This is a genomic window from Altererythrobacter sp. TH136 (assembly GCF_007065885.1).
Lineage (GTDB): Bacteria > Pseudomonadota > Alphaproteobacteria > Sphingomonadales > Sphingomonadaceae > Tsuneonella.
This window is the reverse complement of sequence record NZ_CP041409.1, coordinates 626938-645676: the sequence shown is the minus strand read 5'-3', so window position 1 is coordinate 645676 and position 18739 is coordinate 626938. Positions and strand designations below refer to the sequence as shown.

The window sequence follows — 18739 nt, the reverse complement described above, 5'->3', positions numbered from 1 at the left end:
GCCGATGAAGGGCCCGCAAGTCTATTCGATCGCAGCGCACCGAGGCTTTGCCGACGCGCTCGTCGCCGGGTTGATCCCGCGCTACACCGAAGGCGATTACGGGCTTGCGCGCCTGACGCTGCTGTTGCCGTCGAGCCGTGCCGCCCGAACCTTGCAGGAAGCGTTCGTGCGGGTCAGCCCGTCCGCCGGTTCGGGAGCCGGCCTGCTGATGCCGCGGATGGCGGTGGTCGGCGACCTGGACCTCGACGAAACCCTCGGCACGCTGCTTGACCCGCTGGGTGCGGCCGACATCCCGCCGGCGGTCGATCCCACGCGCCGATGGCTGCGCATCGCCGCGTTGCTGGCGGACGAGATGGGGCAGGAGGCACCGCGCGGTGCTGCGCTGTTGCGGCTGGCGCAGCAGGTCGCCCGCACGATGGACCGTCTGCTGATCGAGGATATCGGACCCGAATTGCTGCTGAGCGATCAGGTGCGCGAGATCGTCGGCGACATGGCCGAACACTGGCAGCGGTCCGTGCGGCTGTTTGCGCGGGTCCAGACACGGTGGCTGGCGGAACTTTCGGCGATGTGTGCGCTAGACGCGTCCGCGCGGCGCAATCGCCTGTTCGATCATGCGGCGCGAACCTGGAAGGAACGACCGCCGCAAACTCCGGTGATCGCCGCCGGCGTGACCAGCGCCGCGCCCGCCCTTGCGCGGCTGCTGCGCGTGGTCAGCGAACTGCCGCAGGGTGCCGTCATCCTGCCCGACCTCGATCTGGCGATGCCCGATGAGGTGTGGGCAGAGCTGGGCATCGCCGGCGGACCGGAAGATCCACCATTCTCGGAAGACGACGCGGTCTCGCACCCGCAATACCACCTCAAGCTGCTGCTCAACCGGATGGGCGTGAACCGGCAGGAGGTGCAGCCGTGGCACCGGCGCGGGCTGTCGGCCGCCCCGCCCGAACGCAGCCGCGCAATCTCCAGCCTGTTCCTGCCGCCCGAAGCGAGCAAGTCGTGGGCCGACATGCCGCCCGATCGCCGCCGGCTGGCCGGCGTCCGGCTGATGGAGAACCCCAACCCCGAAGCCGAAGCGCAGGCAATCGCGCTGCTTATCCGGCAAGCAGTGGCGGAACCGGAAAAGCGGGTCGCGCTGGTCACGCCCGACCGCGCGCTCGCGCGCCGGGTGATCCAGCACTTGCGTCGCTGGAACCTGGACGCCGACGATTCAGCGGGCCGCCCGCTGGGCAGCACCGCCGCCGGTCGGCTGTTCCTTCAGCTGGCGCAGATCGCATCGGAAGGCGGCGCGCCGATCGCGCTCGTGGCCGCGCTCGCCCATCCGCTCGTGATGACGGGCGAACGGCGCGCGCCCTGGCTCGAACGCCTGCGCGCGTTCGAGCTCAAGCTGCGCGGTCCGCGTCCCGCACCGGGTTTCGCAGCCTTGCGGCCGATCGCGGAGAAGGCGCGGGTCGGGCACTGGTGGCTTGAGGTCGAGGCGATCCTGACGCCGCTGATGGCAGACGAAACGCTCTCCCTGGCAGAATGGCTGGACCGGCTCGCCGCGACCGGAGAGGCGCTGTCGGGAGAAGTGCTGTGGAGCCGCGAGGACGGCCGCGCACTGTCCGCCTTCGTCGAGGATCTGCGCGCCCACGCCCGCGAAACGGGCACCGTGCTGGAGGCGCGCGACCTGCACCCTGCGCTGGGCGATGCGATGGAAGCGGTGGCGGTTCGTCCGCCCTACGGGGGACACCCGCGGGTGGCGATCTACGGCCTGATCGAATCGCGTATGGCGCGGGCGGACCTGGTGATCGCAGCCGGGTTGAACGAAGGCACCTGGCCCACGCGACCGGCGACCGACCCGCTGCTCGCACCGGCGGTGCTGCGCGCGCTCGGCGTGCCGGGCGCCGATTTCCGCATCGGCCTTAACGCACACGATCTTGCTGCCGCGATGGGCGCGCCCGAAGTGGTGCTCAGCCGCTCCCGCCGGGACGAGGGCGGGCCGGCGATCGCCTCGCGCTTTCTGCTGCGGGTCCAGGCGCTGCTGGGGGAACTGGGCGACCACCACCGCGAGGCTGACGCGCCGCGGCTTGCCGCGATGATTGACCATGCCGCGCCCGCGCCGGACTATCCCCGGCCGCGGCCCATGCCCACGGCGGAGCAGCGAAAGGTCGCGATCAGCGTGACCGGGCTCGACCGGCTGCGCGCTGATCCATACCAGTTTTATGCGTCGTCTATTCTCGGCCTGCCGGAGCTGGAGCCGCTGGAGGCGGAGCCGAGCCCGGCGTGGCAAGGCACTCTGGCGCACGAGATCCTGGAAAACTGGCACAAGACCGGTCGCCCCCTGGACGAAATCGCGCGCGAAACGCTGAGTGCGATGCACGCCCATCCGCTGACGCGCGCGCTATGGCGCCCGCGGCTGCTGAACGCGCTGCGATGGGTGGAAGCGAGCGTCGCCTCCGATCCCTCGCGCACGCCCGTTCTCTGGGAGGAGAAAGGGCGCATGGAGTGGCGCGGCGTGACCCTTCATGGGCGAATCGATCGCCTGGACCAGCTGGAGGACGGCACCTTTGCAGTGGTCGACTACAAGACCGGCAAGCCGCCGTCGGGCGCGCAGGTGGAGCGCGGGTTCGCGCTCCAGCTCGGCACGCTGGGGTTGATGGTGGGCGAGGGCGCGTTCGCCAAGGCACAGGGCACAGCCAGCCGGTTCGAATACTGGTCGCTCGGTCGAAGCGACAAGAGTGATACCGGGTTCGGTTACATCACCACGCCGATCCTGGAAGGCGCCAAGAAAAAGGGCATCGCCGCGGGCGAGTTCCTGCCGCAGGCGCGGCGCTATCTGGATGATGCGCTGGACAACTGGATCCTGGGGTCCGAGCCGTTCACCGCCCGGCTCAACCCCGATGCGCCCAGCTACGCGACGTATGACCAGCTGATGCGGTTGGATGAGTGGGTGGGACACGAACAATGAGCGGCGCGGTTCACCCCTTGCGCGACAATCAGGCGCGGGCCGTCGCGCCGGAACGCAGCGTGTGGCTGTCCGCATCTGCCGGGACCGGCAAGACCCAGGTTCTGTCTGCGCGCGTGCTGCGCCTGCTGCTTCAACCGGGGGTCAAGCCCGGCCAGATCCTGTGCCTTACCTTCACCAAGGCCGGCGCGGCGGAAATGTCCGAGCGGGTCAACGCCGTGCTAGCGCGCTGGGTGCGATTGAAGCCGGAGGAACTGGGCAAGAACCTACTCGCGATCGGTGCGCCGGTCGATCCGGCCACGCAGGAGCGGGCACGCACGCGCTTCGCGGCGGTGCTCGATTGCCCTGGCGGTGGCTTGAGGATCGACACGATCCACGCGTTTTCCCAGTGGCTGCTGGCGGCATTCCCTGACGAAGCGGGGCTGGTCGCCGGCACCCGGCCGATGGAAGACCGCGACCGCGAACTCCTGGCGCGACAGGTGCTTCAGACCCTCGTCGTGGAGGCCGAGCAAGTGGAGGACGTCGCGGTGCTCGGTCCGCTGGCGATGCTGAGCGAGCGGATGGGGCCGGACGGCGTGCGGTTGTGGCTGATGCGCTGCGCCGAAGCGCGCGAGGTCTGGCAGGGGACGGGTGCATGGCAGCCCCCGATGCACGAACGGGTGCTCCGGTTGCTCGGCCTCGAGAGCGACGCGAGCGAGACCAGCCTGGTGGAACTGTGCGCCGAGGGTGTGTTCGACTGCGAAGCGCTTCACCGGGTCCAGTCCGCAAACGCGGCATGGGGCACGGCGACCGCGCTTAAATCGACCACCGCGATTGCCGACTTCCTTGGCGCCAGCGGCTTGGGGCGGGTCACGGCGGCGGGTCCGCTGCGGGATGCGCTGTTCACCCAGAAGGGTGAAATCCGCTCGCTGAAGAGCCTGGAGAAGTGCGATCCCGGCTATGCCGCCGCGGCGGAAGCGGTTGCGGCTTCGCTGGGTGCGCTACGCGAGCGACAGGCGTTGCTCGCGCTGGCTGACCTGCTGACGCCCGCACTTGAGCTTGGCCGCCGGTTCGCGCTCGCGTGGGAAGAGGCCAAGGAGCGGGAAGGGCTGATCGACTTCGATGACCAGATCCGCCGCGCGGCCGAATTGCTGACCCGGTCCGATATTGCCGACTGGATTCGCTACAAGCTCGACCGGCGGTTCGACCATATCCTGATCGACGAAGCGCAGGATACCAACCAGGCCCAATGGGACATCATCCGCGCGCTGACCGGAGACTTCTTCGCCGGCGAGGGCGCGCGCGGCGAAGCCATGCGCACGATCTTCGTGGTCGGTGATTACAAGCAGGCGATCTTTCGCTTCCAGGGCACCAGCCCGGAAAACTTCGCCATCGCGCGGCAGCACTATGCCGAATTGATCGACGCGCTGGCAGCCGGTGACCCCGACCGTGAGCTGCTGAAGCTGGGACTCGGCCGCAGCTACCGCACCGCGCAGCCGGTGCTCGATTTCGTCGATCGCGCGATCGAGACGATCGGCGCGCGCGCGTTCGGTCTCGACAGCGAGCCTGAGCCGCACATCGGGGATGGGCGCCCCGGACTTGTCACGCTGTGGCACCCGGTCGCCGGTCGCGGAGACGATGCCGATGACGACGGGCCCGAGGACTGGCTGTCGGAACCCGAGGGAGCGATGGCCAACCGCATCGCCGATCAGGTCCGTGTCTGGCTGAGAGACGGCTTCCCGCTGGTCAAGGGCGGCACCCGCAATGCCGGACCCGGCGATATCATGGTGCTGGTGCGCAAGCGGCGCGAGCTGGCCGGGCTGATCGTCGCCCGGCTGCACGCGGCGGGCGTGCCGGTCGCGGGCGTCGACCGGCTGCGCCTGGGCGCGCCGCTGGGGGTGAAGGACCTGCTGGCGGCGCTGCGCTTTTCCGCCCAGCCGCTCGATAGCCTGAGCTTGGCCAACCTGCTGGTCAGTCCGCTGATCGGTTGGTCGCAGGAAGAACTGCTCAAATTCGGCTACCGCACCAAAGGCGTGCCGCTGTGGGATCACATCCGGGGCGGCGCGCACCCGCGCCAGCAAGAGACCGCCGCCCGCCTGCTCGACTTGCTCTGGCGCGCGGATTTCGAGCCGCCCCAGGCGTTGCTCCACTGGCTGCTGGTCGGTCCGTGGCAGGGTCGCAAGGCACTCGTCGCGCGTCTCGGTCACGAGGTACACGATCCGATCGACGAACTGCTCAATGCCGCCAGCGCCTACGCCTCCACGCAAACGCCCAGTCTCGTCGGCTTCCTCGCATGGTTCGATGCGGGCGAGGGCGAACTGAAGCGCGACGCGGACGGAGGCGGCGGGCTGGTGCGGGTGATGACAGTCCACGGATCGAAGGGCTTGCAGGCGCCTATCGTGATTTTGGCCGATGCCACCGGCAATCCGGACGCTTCTCCGACGCGCGACCTGACTCTCACCGAGGATCTGCCCGGCGGCGGCGGGCGCACGGTGCCGATGCCTCCCCTGCGCAAGGAGGAAAAGGCCGGCCCGGTGGTCGATGCGGAGAACACCGCCCGTGTTGCCGAGCGCCAGGAGCACTGGCGCCTGCTCTACGTCGCGATGACCCGCGCCGAGGAAGCGCTGTTCATCGGCGGCGCGCTGGGCAAGCGAGAGAAAGAGCCGGCACCCGATTCATGGTTTGCGCGCCTGGCGCCCTTGTTCGAAAATGAACCGCTGGCCGATCCGATCTGGGGGGCGGTCAGCGAATGGGGCGCGCGCGCGCCAGCGGCCCCGCCAACGGCGGCGGTTGAGGCTCCGCTCGAGGCGGGACTACCTGTCTGGGCTAGCGCTCCGGTCGGCGACGAACCGCGCCCGCCGCGGCCGCTGGCACCTTCGGCTGCTGGCGCGGAGCAGGGCGCCGATCCGCCATTCCCCGCCGATACCGCGCGGATCGCGGCGCGCCGGGGCGTGCTGGTGCACCGGCTGCTGGAGCGACTTCCCGACATCGCTCCAAACCAGAGGAGCGAGCTTGGCCGAGGATGGCTCACTCGCCAGGCAGCGGACCTTCCCGCCGAGGAGCGCGAGGCGTTGCTCGCCAGTGCGCTGGCGGTCTTGTCGCAGCCCGCGTTTGCCGACGTGTTTTCGCCCAGCGCCCTCGCCGAAGTCCCGCTGGCGGCGACGGTGGGCGGCGTGGTGGTCGCCGGAACCGCGGACCGTCTACTGATCGAGCCGGGCCGGATCACGGTAGTCGACTTCAAGACCACGCGCCGTCCGCCATCCTCGCTGGAGGAAGTGCCCGAGAGCACGCTGCGCCAGATGGCCGCGTACGTAGCCGCGCTGCAGGTGATCTATCCCGGGCGGGAGATTTGCGCGGCGGTCCTCTATACACAGGCGCCTCGGCTCATCGTCATCCCGGAAGATTTGCTGGCAGCGCGCAAGACGCACTTGTCCCCCGAACCGGAAAGCTTTCCAGCCCCATCGGTTGAGTGAACGACCGGGCTGCCTAGATTGGTGGCCAGAACATCGGGCCGCCGCGGAATGGCGGGCCGTGCAAAAGGAGAATATCATGCCGACCATCGCGGTGACCGACGCCAGTTTCCAATCCGACGTGCTCGATTCCGACAAACCGGTGCTGGTGGATTTCTGGGCCGAGTGGTGCGGTCCGTGCAAGATGATCGGCCCCGCGCTGGAAGAAATCGCCGATGAGCTGTCGGACAAGGTGACCATCGCCAAGATGGACATCATGGAAAACACCGGCGTGCCCGGTTCGATCGGCGTGCAGTCGATCCCGCTGATGGTGCTGTTCAAGGGCGGCAAGCCTATCGCGCAGAAGCTGGGCGCAGCCCCCAAGATGCAGCTCAAGAGCTGGCTCGAAAGCGAACTGCAGAGCTAGGGCACGGTTAGGCGAGCGGCCATCTGGTCCCACAAGCGCGGGCTCGCCGCGCCGATGAGGCCGGGCCGCTCGTACTCGTCCACGCGGTAGGGCGACCCGTCAGGGCGGGCGACCTTTCCGCCGGCCTCGTTGACGAACAGCGCGCCGGCAGCGTGATCCCACGGCAGGGTCCGTTCGAAAATCGCGACATCGTTCTCGCCCAGAACCAGCCGCGGATATTGCTCGGCTGCGCACCGGGGAATGTCGACGAGCGTGTAGTGTGGGGCGATCGCCGCGCTGACCCGTGCGCGCCGATCGGGGGCCATGTAGATCAACGAGTTGGCCGCGACCGGGGTCGAAGCGCCTGTCTCGCGCGCGGCGGCGCGCTCGCCATCGATGTACGCGCCGCGCCCACGGATCGCGTGGCAAAATCGGCCGGTCAGGCAATCGTAGAGCCACCCGGCGGCCGTTTCCCCATGCTCAGCCAGTGCGATCAGGATGCCGAACGGCGGTTTGCCGGCGGCGAAGTTGTTGGTCCCATCGAGTGGGTCGACGATCCAGCACAACGGGTCGCCGAGCCGAGCAAGCAGCGAAGGATCGGCGGCGCACGCTTCCTCGCCGATCACGGTGGCTTCGGGCAGCAGGCGGGACAAGCCTTCGGTCAGGATCGCTTCCGCTTCGTGATCCGCGATCGTGACCACGTCAGGCAGGGTGCCGCCGCTTGCTTTGCTTTCGATCTGGTATTCGGCAAGCGCTTGCCACCGCGGCATGATGGCGCGCGTCGCGGCGTCACGCATCAGCGCGCCGACCGCGCTGGTCAGCTTATCACCGGCGGCGGCCATTCAGGACCGATAATCTGCGTTGATGGCGATGTATCCCGCGGTAAGATCGCAAGTCCACACTGTCGCGCGGCCTTCGCCAAGGCCAAGATCGACCGCGATCGTCACTTCGTCGCCCGCGAGATACCGGGCCACGGGAGCTTCGTCGTAGTCCACGACCGGCTGACCCTCACGCGCGGCCCAAGTGCCGCCGAACCCGATCGACAGCTTGTCGCGGTCCGCCGGCTCCCCAGCTTTGCCGACCGCCATGACGACCCGCCCCCAGTTGGCGTCACCGCCCGCTACGGCGGTCTTGACCAACGGAGAGTTGGCGACCGCAAGGCCGATCCGGCGCGCGCTGTCGTCGGAGGTCGCTCCCGTTACCGCCACCTCGATGAACTTGGCGGCCCCTTCGCCATCGCGCACCACCAGATGAGCGAGCTGGCGGCACACATCGTGCAGCGCCGCGGCGAAAGCATCGGCGCCCGCGTCTTCGATCGAGGCCAGAGGAGCGTTGCCGGCTTGCCCGGTGGCGAACGCCAGCACGGTGTCGCTGGTCGAGGTGTCGCTATCGACAGTGATGCAGTTGAACGTCGCGTCGCTTGCCGCCGACAGCAGCGCCTGCAGGAAAGCCGGTTCGACCGCTGCGTCGGTGAACACATAGCCCAGCATCGTCGCCATGTCGGGCGCGATCATGCCGCTGCCTTTGACGATACCCACCAGCGAGATTTTTTGCCCGCCGACGATCGCGGTCGCCACCGCGCCTTTGGCGAAAGTGTCGGTCGTGCCGATGGTTGTCGCAGCCTCTTCCCATGAGCACTCGGCTGCCGTGAAGGCAGCAGCGAGACCTTCGCGCGCCTTGTCCTGCGGAAGCGGCACGCCGATCACCCCGGTGGAAGACACGAAGACGTCGCTCGGCGCGCACCCCAGGTGCTCGGCAATTTGAGCCATGATCCCCTCGACCGCCGCGCGGCCGCGGTAGCCGGTGAAGGCGTTCGAGTTGCCGGCATTGACCACCAGCGCGCGCGCAGTCCCCAGACGCACCTGCTCGCGGCCGAGTTCCACCTCGCTGGAACAGCAGACGTTGCGGGTGAACACGCCAGCGACAGTCGTGCCCGGAGCAAGCTCGATATAGGTCAGATCGCAGCGTCCCCAGTCCTTGTAACCGGCGCGGGCTACGCGCGGGGTCACCCCCGCGACCGGCGGTGCGACTGGAAAAGGGCGGGCGAGCGGAGAGCGATCGAGATCCATGTATCGGCCGCTAAAGACCCCTTTTAACGGCTGTTCAAGATTCGTTCAGCGCTCAAGCGTAGCGTGGACGCTTCGGTTGCTGCGATTCACTAGGGGGTGGACGAGATGCTTGCCAAAGCCTATCTGTCCCGCTCCATGTTGCGTCGTATTATTGCCTGTCTTGCGCTGATCACCGGGCTTGTTGCCACCGGCACTCCCGCGCATGCGCGCATGATCCTGGATTCCAGTACGCGTATCGAAACCAGCGTGCCGACTTCGCAGGGTTCTTCTCAAGCGCCCTGCAGTTCGCAGCCGCAGCGGGTGAACGCGCAGGGCAAGGCAGTCACGCAGCCCGGTTGCGCGCCGCGCCGGCCGGTGGTCGTCTACATTCCTACGGTTCAGTACGGCCCCGACCGCGCGTACGAATAGCGCGTCGTTTCGCTTCCCCGTAACGCTGCCCGGCAGGACCCGCGTGTCCGGCGGGTTTGGCTCTTGAACCTCCAGCCGTCAGGCACCCCATCATGATCCAGAATTTCGCCAAGGCCCTGTTCGGGTCGTCGAACGACCGTTACGTCAAGTCGCTCGACAAGATCGTCCGCCAGATCAATGCGCTCGAACCGCAGCTTGAAGCGCTCTCGGATGCCGAACTGTCCGCCCAGACGCAGAAGTTCCGCGATCAGCTCGCCGGCGGTTCCACTCTCGACGATATCCTGCCCGAAGCGTTTGCGACCGTTCGCGAAGCATCGCGGCGTGTGCTGGGCATGCGGCATTTCGACGTCCAGATGGTCGGCGGCATCGTCCTCCACCGCGGTGAGATCGCCGAAATGCGGACTGGCGAGGGCAAGACCCTGGTCGCGACGCTGGCGACGTACCTCAACGCGATCGAGGGCAAGGGCGTCCATGTCGTGACCGTCAACGACTACCTCGCCCGCCGCGATGCCGACTGGATGGGCCGGATTCACAAGTTCCTCGGCCTGACGGTCGGGGTGATCGTGCCCAACCTCAACGAATTCGAGCGGCGCGAGGCATATGGGTCCGATGTGACGTACGGCACGAACAACGAGTTCGGCTTCGATTACCTGCGCGACAACATGAAGCACGAGCGCGGCCAGATGGTGCAACGCGCGTTCAACTTCGCGATCGTCGACGAGGTCGACTCGATCCTGATCGACGAGGCGCGTACCCCGCTGATCATCTCGGGCCCGACGGAGGACAAACAGGACCTGTACCTCTCGATCGACGCCATCGTGAAGTCGATCGACGACAGCTATTACGAGGCAGACGAGAAGACCAAGAACATCTCGTGGACCGAAGAGGGTGCGGAGAAGATCGAGGAGCTGCTTGCCGGCAGCGGCCTCCTGACCACGCCCAATCTCTACGACGTCGAGAACACGCAGGTCGTCCATCACCTCGACCAGGCGCTGCGCGCGAACGTGATGTTCAAGCGCGACATCGACTACATCGTCAAGGACGAGAAAATCGTCATCATCGATGAATTCACCGGCCGCATGATGGACGGCCGCCGCTGGTCGAACGGCCTGCACCAGGCGGTCGAAGCCAAGGAAGGGGTGAAGATCGAGCCCGAGAACCAGACGATGGCCTCGATCACCTTCCAGAACTATTTCCGCATGTATCCCAAGCTCTCCGGCATGACCGGCACCGCCGCGACCGAGGCGGCCGAGTTCTGGGACATCTACAAGATGAACGTCGTCGAGATCCCCACCAACGTGCCGGTGCAGCGGATCGACGAGGAGGACGAGTTCTACAAGAACACGGCCGACAAGTTCCAGGCGATTGCCAAGGCGATCGCCGAGAAGAGCAAGATCGGCCAGCCGGTGCTGGTGGGCACCGTGTCGATCGAAAAGTCGGAACTGCTCAGCGAATACCTTGAGAAGGAAGGCGTGAAGCATTCCGTCCTCAATGCCCGCTTCCACGAGATGGAAGCGCACATCGTGGCGCAGGCGGGCCGGCTGGGCGCGGTGACCATCGCGACCAACATGGCGGGCCGCGGGACCGACATCCAGCTAGGCGGCAACGTCGAGTTCCGGACCGAGGACGAGCTGAAGAACGTGCCCGAAGGTCCGGAGCGCGACGCGGCGATCCAGCGGATCAAGGAAGAGGTCGCTGCAGAACGGGCCAAAGTGCTCGAAGCAGGTGGCCTGTTCGTTCTTGCGACCGAGCGGCACGAATCCCGGCGCATCGACAACCAGCTGCGCGGCCGGTCGGGCCGTCAGGGCGACCCCGGCCTCAGCCGGTTCTACCTGTGCCTGGAAGACGACCTGCTGCGTATCTTCGGCCCCGATACGCTGTTCAGCCGGATGATGAATTCGAACCTCGCCGATGGCGAGGCGATCGGGTCAAAATGGCTGTCGAAGGCGATCGAGACCGCGCAGAAAAAGGTCGAAGCGCGCAATTACGATATCCGCAAGCAGGTCGTCGAATATGACGACGTGATGAACGACCAGCGCAAGGTCGTCTACGAACAGCGCGCCGACATCATGGATTCCGAAGCCGTCGACGATGTGGTCGCCGACATGCGTCATGACACGGTCAACAATCTGGTCGGCGAAGCATGTCCTCCCGGCTCGTATCCCGAGCAATGGGACGTGGCCGGACTGAAGCAGCGCATCTTCGACGTGCTGGGCGTCGATGCCCCGGTCGAAGCGTGGCTGGAGGAAGACCACGTCGAGCCTGAGCTGATCGAGGAACGCCTGCAGGCGCTCACCGACGAGGCGATGGAGCGCAAGATCGCCGAGGCCGATCCCGGGATGTGGAAACGGCTGGAGAAGCAGATCCTGCTGGAACGGCTGGATCACCACTGGAAGGAGCACCTCTCCACCCTCGACGCGCTCCGTCAGGTGATCTTCCTGCGCGCCTACGCTCAGAAGCAGCCGATCAACGAGTACAAGCGCGAAGCATTCATGCTGTTCGAGCGGATGCTGGAAACGCTGCGCGAAGACGTGACCACGATCCTGCTGCGCAGCGAATTCCGCTTCAACGCGCCTCAGGCGCCGCTGTCGCTCCCCGACCTGCCGGATTTCCTGACGGGTCACATCGATCCGCTGCTCGGCATCGACAATTCGAACGATGGCGACGGGTCACGCTTGCGCGAAGCGCTGTTCGGCTCGCTCGCCGGGTCGCCTGTGGCCGAAGCCGGGCCGGGCGGCGTGGCGGACAACCCGTGGGCAGGTCAGGAAATCAGCCGCAACGCGCCGTGCCCTTGCGGATCGGGCAACAAGTACAAGCACTGCCACGGCGCGGTGGGGACCAAGACGCCGGCCTGACCTGCGGGCGCGGATCGCCAACCACGGCCGCTTGGCGAAACCCAGCGCGGAGGCCGCAACATGGCCTCCAGCGGCGGGGCACCGGGCATCACATCGATCATCGCCTGACGTTCGAAGCCGCAACTGCGGTAGAACCCGCGGTTCGCCGGGTTGGAATTCTCCAGGTAGGCTGGCACGCCGGCCCGATCGCACGCGTCGAGCACCGGCTGGATCAAACTGCGACCAAGGCCTTTGCCCCGTGCGGATGGGCGCACGCCGATGGTAAACAGGTACGCGTGGGGAAACGCGGGATGGTGGCGGGCCATGGCAGCGACCGCCGCATCGGTGCGGCGTTTTGCGCCCCAGGTACTCCCGAACAACACCGCACCGTACAGCGCGGGTAAGGCGCGCAGCGGCGGCTCGAGGTCACCTCCGGGCAGCATCCACATCGCGGCACCCTCATCTCCCATCCGGATGCAGTAGCCGCGCGGCAGATACACATGGCGGGCGAGCGCGCCGAACACCCCCGCCATTCCGGCAAAGCGCCCGAACAACCAGCGATTGAAGGGGTCGTCGCGAAAAGCGTCGGCGGTGATGTCGCCGATGGCGCGCGCGTCGCTCGATCCGCCGCGCTCCAGGTCGCGGCCAAGTTCGATGGCGGGGAAGTCCACGCGCTCCCTCCTGCTAGTGGCAAGGTCGACGCTATCATGGCGCATGGGGTCTGGTAGAGGAAGTGATGATGCCGCTGCTTGCCGCCGCCTTCGCGCTGACTGCCCTGCTTTACGCCGCGGTCGGCTTTGGTGGCGGATCGACCTACAGCGCGTTGCTGGCGCTCGCCGGGTTCGATTACCGCCTGCTGCCGATCCTGGCGCTCGCCTGCAACCTGGTGGTGGTGAGCGGGAGCTCGATCCGGTTTGCGTGCGCCGGACTGACGCCGTGGCGCGGGGCCGCGCTGCTCACCGGCGTGGCCGCTCCCGCCGCTTTCCTGGGCGGGCTGACCCCGTTGAAGCAGGAAGTGTTTGTCGGACTGCTCGGAATCAGCCTCGTGCTCGCCGGGGCAGCCCTGCTGATCCCGCAGACCACCCGGGGGGAAGGGGGAGCGCTGACCGCCGCGCGGTGGATGCCCCTGCTCGTGGCGCCGATCGGCTATCTGGCGGGCCTAGTGGGGATCGGGGGCGGGATTTTCCTCGCCCCGCTGCTGCACCTGACCCGCTGGGACAACGCACGTGCTATCGCCGCGACAGCGGCGCTGTTCATCCTGATCAATTCGGTGTTCGGCCTGGCTGGCCAGCTCATCAAGAATGGCGGCGATCGCCTCGGCGAAGCCGCGACGCTGGGACTGCCCCTGTTGATCGCCGTGGTGATCGGCGGCCAGGTCGGCAGCCTGCTCGCGGTGCGCCTGCTGCCGCAGACCGCCATTCGCTGGCTCACCGCCGCGCTCACGATCTATGTCGGAGCGCGGCTGTTGCTGAAATTCTAACTGGTCGGGGCGAGCGGCCCTTCGCCGGCGTGCACCACCGTCGCGTCCCTGCTGAGAGGCCCACCGGCGAGGTCAGCGTTGTCGCCGGTCCGACCACTGGCGGATCCGCCCTGTGTCAGGCGCCGGAAGGTGCCGTCCACCTGCTCGCGGTTCTTGTTGTAATAGTTGTAAGCGGCGTATCCGAGGGCGCAGAGGGTTGCCATTCTGAGAAGCATCTTGAGGTGTCCTTTCCTTCAGCCCCTCAACGAAGGCGACCCGCAAAGGGTCCGGTATGGTCGAAGTCAGTGCGACAGCTGCTTATGGCATGGACTTGCGTGGTGAATGACGTCGCCCAGTCGGCGGCGATCGACCTGCTGGCCGCAAACCGGGCATTTGTGGAAGTGGTCCGGCTCGGGCAGGTCGGGCGCTGCGACCGAAGCGCGATTGGCGACCTCACGCATTGTGCAAGAGATTGGCTTCATCACCCCGAACCGAACCGGATGAGCCGCGGCCGGTTCCGATTCGGTCTGGCGCGAAACGGATTCGGTTCAGCGTAACGACCGGAACGCTGCGATTCTCTCGAGCGCTCAGCCTTCATGCCTGTCCAGCAGATCCGAGGTTCGTCCGCGATCGAGAGAGTGGCCTACAATCCCCTTTCGCGCGAACTCAGCGTCTGGTTCAGCGGGCGGAGGCGTTACATCTATTCCGACGTCCCGGCCGAGATCTATCAGTCGCTATGCGAAGCCGGATCGGCCGGCCGGTTCGTCAACTCTGCGGTAAGAGGACGGTTCGATTGCCGCGCCGATCCGCCGCGGCGCCGGTATCCCGATTAGAGTATTACGGATCCCTGGGCATCCCGTGGATGCGGGGGATCGCGTCTGCAACCGGCTGCTTTGCCGCCACGTCAGGGACTTTCAGCAAATACAGAGGACAGGATGACGGCCTGACATACCCGCGCCGCACCCGTACGGGTCAAGCTGCGGTGTCATCGCCAGTGCGGCTACCATAGCCGCAGGGAGGGACTGAAGCGCCGCTTGGCGGCTCATCGTACATCGTCGAACTGGCGACGATGAATGGCTCCCCGAGTTGGATTCGAACCAACGACCAAGTGATTAACAGTCACCTACTCTACCGCTGAGCTATCGGGGAGCAGCCGGATCGGCAGGAGCGCGCCTATATGGGCGTGCCCGATGGTTGGCAAGTCCCAGAGTCGACTAGACCGCGAACTGTTCCGCAACGATCCGCTCATCGAGGGCGTGACCGGGATCGAACAGCAGGGTTAGCTGGCTTTCGCGGGCGATCTCCAGGTTCACTTCGGCGACGTCGCGGAACTCTTTTTGGTCGGCGACCACCGACACCGGGCGCTTGGCTGGCTCGTTGACACGGAAGGTCACCTTGCTCCGCTCAGGCAACACCGCACCCGACCACCGTCGCGGGCGGAACGGACTGATCGGGGTCAGCGCCAGCAACTGCGAATCGAGCGGCAGGATCGGTCCGTTGGCAGACAGGTTATAGGCGGTGGAACCGGCCGGGGTGGCCAGCAGCACGCCGTCGCAGACCAGTTCCTTCAGCCGGGTCTTGCCGTCCAGCAACACCTCAATCTTGGCGGTCTGGCGGGTTTCGCGCAGTAGCGACACTTCGTTGATGGCGCAGGCAACATGGCGCGCCCCGTCCTGCGTGATGGCCTCCATCCGCAGGGGGGCGATAGCGTGGATGCGGGCCTTGTGCAGCCGATCAACCAGCTTGGCCGGAGTGCGATAACGGTTCATCAGAAAACCGATCGTGCCGCAGTTCATTCCGTACGCAGGTATGACCCGCCCCTTGTCGAGCATCCGGTGCAGCGTGTGCAGCATGAAGCCATCGCCGCCCAACACCACCACCGCTTCCGCCCGGTCGAACGAGACGAAATCGTGATGCTCGCGCAGCTCGGCCGCCGCGGCGATGGCCCGTTCGGTGCGGGAGGCGAGCAGCGCCAGGCGCTTGACATCGATGGAGCCAGTCACGCGCGCACCCTTATTTCGAAACCAGGATAAGCGCGAAGCTAGAGCCGGGTGTCCCATTTGGCAACGCAGGGCGGCGGCGGGCGCGCGGCGGCGGGCGCAAGCGGCTAGGGAGGGCCGGATGACGTCGCTATCACATGCTTCAGGCCAGAGCCGCCGCGATGCCCTGACCGGGCTTGCCGACAGCGAGGCCGTGCGCGGCGCGCTCGACATCTGGCGGGCAGAAGCCACCGACGGCAAGGCGGCGCCGGTTCATGCCCTGCTGATCGGGCTGGGACGGTTCGATGCAGTGAATCTGGCGTACGGCGAAGCCGCGGGAGACGGCGCCCTGGTCGAAGTGGCCCGGCGGATCCTTCATTTTGCCGCCGATGAACTGGCGGACGGCGAATGGCTGGCGGCCCGCCTGGGTGGTGGCAAGTTCGCTTTAGTGGCGCGAGAGGCGATGAGCCGTGAACGGTGGCAGTGGCTGGGGGAGGCTTTGGGCGAAGCGCTCGCCGCCCCGATTGCGACGCTCGACCGGTCCGGCACGGTGCGCCTGTGGCCGCGCATCGCGCTGCTGCGGGTGCTGCCCGGAGAGCGGGCCGATCACGTGGTCGATCGTCTCGCCGGCACGCTGGCGCAAGCGCACGACCGGCCGGGCGCGCGGATCGCGTGGGCCGACCGGACCCGCTCACCCGCCGGCATCCGCGCTGCCGAGATCGAGGCGGACCTGCTTACGGCCATCGACCACGGCGAGATCGAGATCGTCTTTCAACCGCAGTATGACATGGCGGACGACAGAGTGGTGGGGGCCGAGGCGCTCGCCCGGTGGAACCACCCCCGCATCGGCCAGATCGGGGCGGGTGCGCTGTTCGCGATCGCCGAACGCGCCGAGCATGTGGCGCATCTGTCGCGGCACATCGCGGAGAAGGCGCTGGCGGCGGCGCGGGTGTGGTCGCGCGACGTGCGGCTGTCCATCAATGTCACGCCGGCTGATCTCGCCAGCCCGAACTTCGCGCACGACTTTGCGTCGCTGCTGGACGCAAGTGGCTTCGCCGCGGCACGGCTGACATTGGAGATCACCGAGCAGGTGCTGCTGGGCGATCTCGAGCGATGCGCTGCTACGCTGGCCACGCTGAAGTCTCGCGGAATCCACATCGCGCTCGATGATTTCGGCGGCGGGTTCTGCAATTTCCGCTATCTCAAGCTGCTGCCGCTCGACACGCTGAAGCTCGACCGCTCGATGATCGACGGGATCGAGCAGGACGAGCGCGACCGGGCGGTCCTGCGCGCCATCGTGGCGCTCGCCCGGGCACTCGACCTGGCAGTGGTCGCAGAGGGGATCGAGACCGAGGCCCAGCGCGCCATCGCCCACAGCGAGGGTTGTGCGGTGTACCAGGGCTTTTTGCGATCGGCCCCGCTTTCGCCCGCCGCTTTTCTCAAGGTTGCGCGCCTGCCCGCGTGACGCGCCCCGCGGCATCCGCTAGTGAACGCGGCGAATGCTGACGCGCCTCACCATCCGCAACATCGTGTTGATCGAGGCGCTCGATCTGGAATTTCGCAGCGGGCTGGGCGTCCTGACTGGCGAAACCGGGGCGGGCAAGTCGATTCTGCTCGACGCGCTGGGTCTCGTCCTCGGCAACCGGGCGGAAAGCGGTCTGGTGCGCGCGGGAGAAGACAAGGCGAGCGTAACCGCGACGTTCGAGTTCGCCGCGCTGCCTGAAGCCATCGCCGCCGCCCTTGACGAGGCTGACGTCGAACTGGAGCCGGGCGAGCCGCTGATCCTGCGGCGCACGCTGAAGGCGGACGGGGGTAGCCGCGCGTTCGTCAACGACCAGCCGGTGGGCGTGGCGCTGCTGCGCGAGATCGCGCCCGCGCTGGTCGAGCTGCACGGCCAGCACGACGACCGCGGGCTGGTAAACCCGCGTGGCCATCGCGCGTTGCTCGATCGGTTCGCCGGAGGGGAGCAAGGCCTCACCGCCCTGTGGACAGGGTGGCGCGCTGCCGAGGATCGGCTGGCCGCCGCGCGAGAACGGGTGGCGACGGCGCAGGCCGATCAGGACCTGCTACTCGCGCACCTCGCCGAACTCGCGGCGATCGAACCGCAGGCGGGCGAGGAAGAACGCCTGGCCGAAGCGCGCGCATCGATGCAGAAGGGCGAGCGGCTGTCGGGCGACCTCGAGGAATTGCGCCTGCTGTGGGAGGGTTCCGACTCGCCGCTGGCCAACCTGCGGGTCGCTGCTCGCCGCCTGGACCGGATCGCATCAAAACACCCGCTGCTGGCCGAAGCACTGGCGGCGCTCGACCGCGCGGTGATCGAGGCGGGGGAGGCGGAGGACAAGCTGACCGCCGCGGGCGAGGCGCTGGTGCACGATCCGCTGGCGCTGGAGCGCGCCGAAACGCGGTTGTTCGATCTTCGTGCACTGGCGCGCAAGCATCGCTGCGAAGTCGACGAGCTGCCCGACCGCATGCGCGAGTTCCGCCACCAGCTCGATGCGATCGAGGGCGGCGAGGCGGAGCTCGACTCGCTGGCCGCCGCGGCGAAATCGGCTGGCGAGGCTTATCGAGAGCGCGCCGTCGCCTTGCACCAGGTGCGGATCGCCGCGGCGGAACGACTGGACGCGGCGGTTGCGGGAGAGCTTGCACCGCTCAAACTGGATTCGGCGCGCTTCCGGACAGCGGTGACGGAGTTGCCGGAGGACCGCTGGGGGCCGCACGGGATCGACGCGGTCGAATTCCTGATCGCCACCAATCCGGGAGCTGATTTCGCCCCGCTCAACAAGATCGCGAGCGGGGGCGAACTCAGCCGCTTCATCCTCGCGCTCAAGGTTGCGCTGGCGGAGAAAGGCGGGGCAGCCATGATCTTCGACGAGATCGATCGCGGCGTCGGCGGCGCGGTGGCGAGCGCCATTGGCGAGCGGCTGTTGCGCCTCGCCGGCCACGAAGCGAAGAGCGGTGGGCAGGTGCTGGTGGTCACGCACAGCCCGCAGGTCGCCGCGCGTGGACGGACCCATTACGTGATCCACAAGTCGAGCGAGGGCACGGTGACGCGCACCTCGGTGACGCTGCTCGATCCGGCGGCGCGGCAGGAGGAGATCGCCCGGATGCTGTCCGGCGCGGAGGTCACTCCCGAAGCGCGCGCGCAAGCCGATCGGCTGTTGGAGGGAGTGTGAGTGCGGTGCGGAACCTGTTTGGCGCTGCGGCGGCGATCTTGC

Annotated in this window: 14 protein-coding genes and 1 tRNA gene; 9 read left to right on the top strand and 6 right to left on the bottom strand. The window is 67.3% G+C overall.

Features of this window, described 5'->3' with window-relative positions:
- Positions 1 to 4: 4 nt before the first annotated feature.
- The 3 genes from addB (at position 5) to trxA (ending at position 6796) form a co-directional block, all read left to right on the top strand.
- On the top strand, positions 5 to 2944 hold the full coding sequence (addB, locus tag C0V74_RS03160) for a double-strand break repair protein AddB (protein WP_143250583.1): 2940 nt from the start codon (positions 5 to 7) through the stop codon (positions 2942 to 2944).
- Entirely contained in the window at positions 2941 to 6393 is a 3453-nt protein-coding gene (gene addA / locus C0V74_RS03155; protein WP_143250582.1) for a double-strand break repair helicase AddA, read from the top strand. Before addB ends, addA begins: the two co-directional genes overlap by 4 nt.
- A gap of 76 nt (positions 6394 to 6469) precedes the next feature.
- Positions 6470 to 6796 (top strand): thioredoxin, encoded by a 327-nt coding sequence (gene trxA, locus C0V74_RS03150; RefSeq protein WP_131625424.1) that lies wholly within the window; start codon positions 6470 to 6472, stop codon positions 6794 to 6796.
- On the opposite strand, the gene C0V74_RS03145 is transcribed toward trxA, so the two are convergent.
- Positions 6793 to 7617: an inositol monophosphatase family protein gene (locus C0V74_RS03145; RefSeq protein WP_143250581.1), complete on the bottom strand. Its 825-nt coding sequence runs from the start codon at positions 7615 to 7617 to the stop codon at positions 6793 to 6795. The genes trxA and C0V74_RS03145 overlap by 4 nt on opposite strands.
- Positions 7618 to 8844, bottom strand: coding sequence for a bifunctional glutamate N-acetyltransferase/amino-acid acetyltransferase ArgJ (gene argJ / locus C0V74_RS03140; protein WP_143250580.1), 1227 nt, complete (start codon positions 8842 to 8844; stop codon positions 7618 to 7620). It abuts the gene before it with no gap.
- Between the two features lie 96 nt (positions 8845 to 8940).
- Between argJ and C0V74_RS03135 the strand changes: the two genes are divergently transcribed.
- The gene (locus tag C0V74_RS03135; RefSeq protein ID WP_143250579.1) at positions 8941 to 9252 is read left to right on the top strand and encodes a hypothetical protein; all 312 of its coding nucleotides are present in this window, start codon (positions 8941 to 8943) and stop codon (positions 9250 to 9252) included.
- Between the two features lie 92 nt (positions 9253 to 9344).
- A complete protein-coding gene (gene secA, locus C0V74_RS03130) occupies positions 9345 to 12107 on the top strand; it encodes a preprotein translocase subunit SecA (RefSeq protein WP_131625428.1) in 2763 nt (920 codons plus the stop codon).
- On the opposite strand, the gene C0V74_RS03125 is transcribed toward secA, so the two are convergent.
- Positions 12014 to 12757: a GNAT family N-acetyltransferase gene (locus C0V74_RS03125; RefSeq protein WP_168194136.1), complete on the bottom strand. Its 744-nt coding sequence runs from the start codon at positions 12755 to 12757 to the stop codon at positions 12014 to 12016. The genes secA and C0V74_RS03125 overlap by 94 nt on opposite strands.
- 68 nt (positions 12758 to 12825) lie before the next feature.
- Between C0V74_RS03125 and C0V74_RS03120 the strand changes: the two genes are divergently transcribed.
- The gene (locus tag C0V74_RS03120) at positions 12826 to 13566 is read left to right on the top strand and encodes a sulfite exporter TauE/SafE family protein (protein ID WP_143250577.1); all 741 of its coding nucleotides are present in this window, start codon (positions 12826 to 12828) and stop codon (positions 13564 to 13566) included.
- Here the strand turns inward: C0V74_RS03120 and C0V74_RS03115 are convergent.
- Complete coding sequence (locus C0V74_RS03115; RefSeq protein WP_143250576.1) at positions 13563 to 13781, bottom strand: hypothetical protein; 219 nt, start codon at positions 13779 to 13781, stop codon at positions 13563 to 13565. The two genes, C0V74_RS03120 and C0V74_RS03115, sit on opposite strands and share 4 nt — an antisense overlap.
- A gap of 360 nt (positions 13782 to 14141) precedes the next feature.
- Between C0V74_RS03115 and C0V74_RS03110 the strand changes: the two genes are divergently transcribed.
- A complete protein-coding gene (locus tag C0V74_RS03110; RefSeq protein ID WP_143250575.1) occupies positions 14142 to 14378 on the top strand; it encodes a KTSC domain-containing protein in 237 nt (78 codons plus the stop codon).
- 241 nt (positions 14379 to 14619) lie between these two features.
- Here C0V74_RS03110 and C0V74_RS03105 read toward each other — a convergent pair.
- Both C0V74_RS03105 and C0V74_RS03100 read right to left on the bottom strand, forming a co-directional pair.
- Positions 14620 to 14694: transfer RNA gene (locus C0V74_RS03105), tRNA-Asn, on the bottom strand.
- A 65-nt stretch (positions 14695 to 14759) separates the two neighbouring features.
- Positions 14760 to 15548 (bottom strand): NAD kinase, encoded by a 789-nt coding sequence (locus C0V74_RS03100; RefSeq protein WP_207974510.1) that lies wholly within the window; start codon positions 15546 to 15548, stop codon positions 14760 to 14762.
- 118 nt (positions 15549 to 15666) lie between these two features.
- Between C0V74_RS03100 and C0V74_RS03095 the strand changes: the two genes are divergently transcribed.
- Together C0V74_RS03095 and recN are read left to right on the top strand one after the other, a co-directional pair.
- The gene (locus C0V74_RS03095; RefSeq protein WP_143250573.1) at positions 15667 to 16989 is read left to right on the top strand and encodes a bifunctional diguanylate cyclase/phosphodiesterase; all 1323 of its coding nucleotides are present in this window, start codon (positions 15667 to 15669) and stop codon (positions 16987 to 16989) included.
- Between the two features lie 34 nt (positions 16990 to 17023).
- Entirely contained in the window at positions 17024 to 18697 is a 1674-nt protein-coding gene (recN, locus tag C0V74_RS03090; protein WP_143250572.1) for a DNA repair protein RecN, read from the top strand.
- Positions 18698 to 18739: the final 42 nt, after the last annotated feature.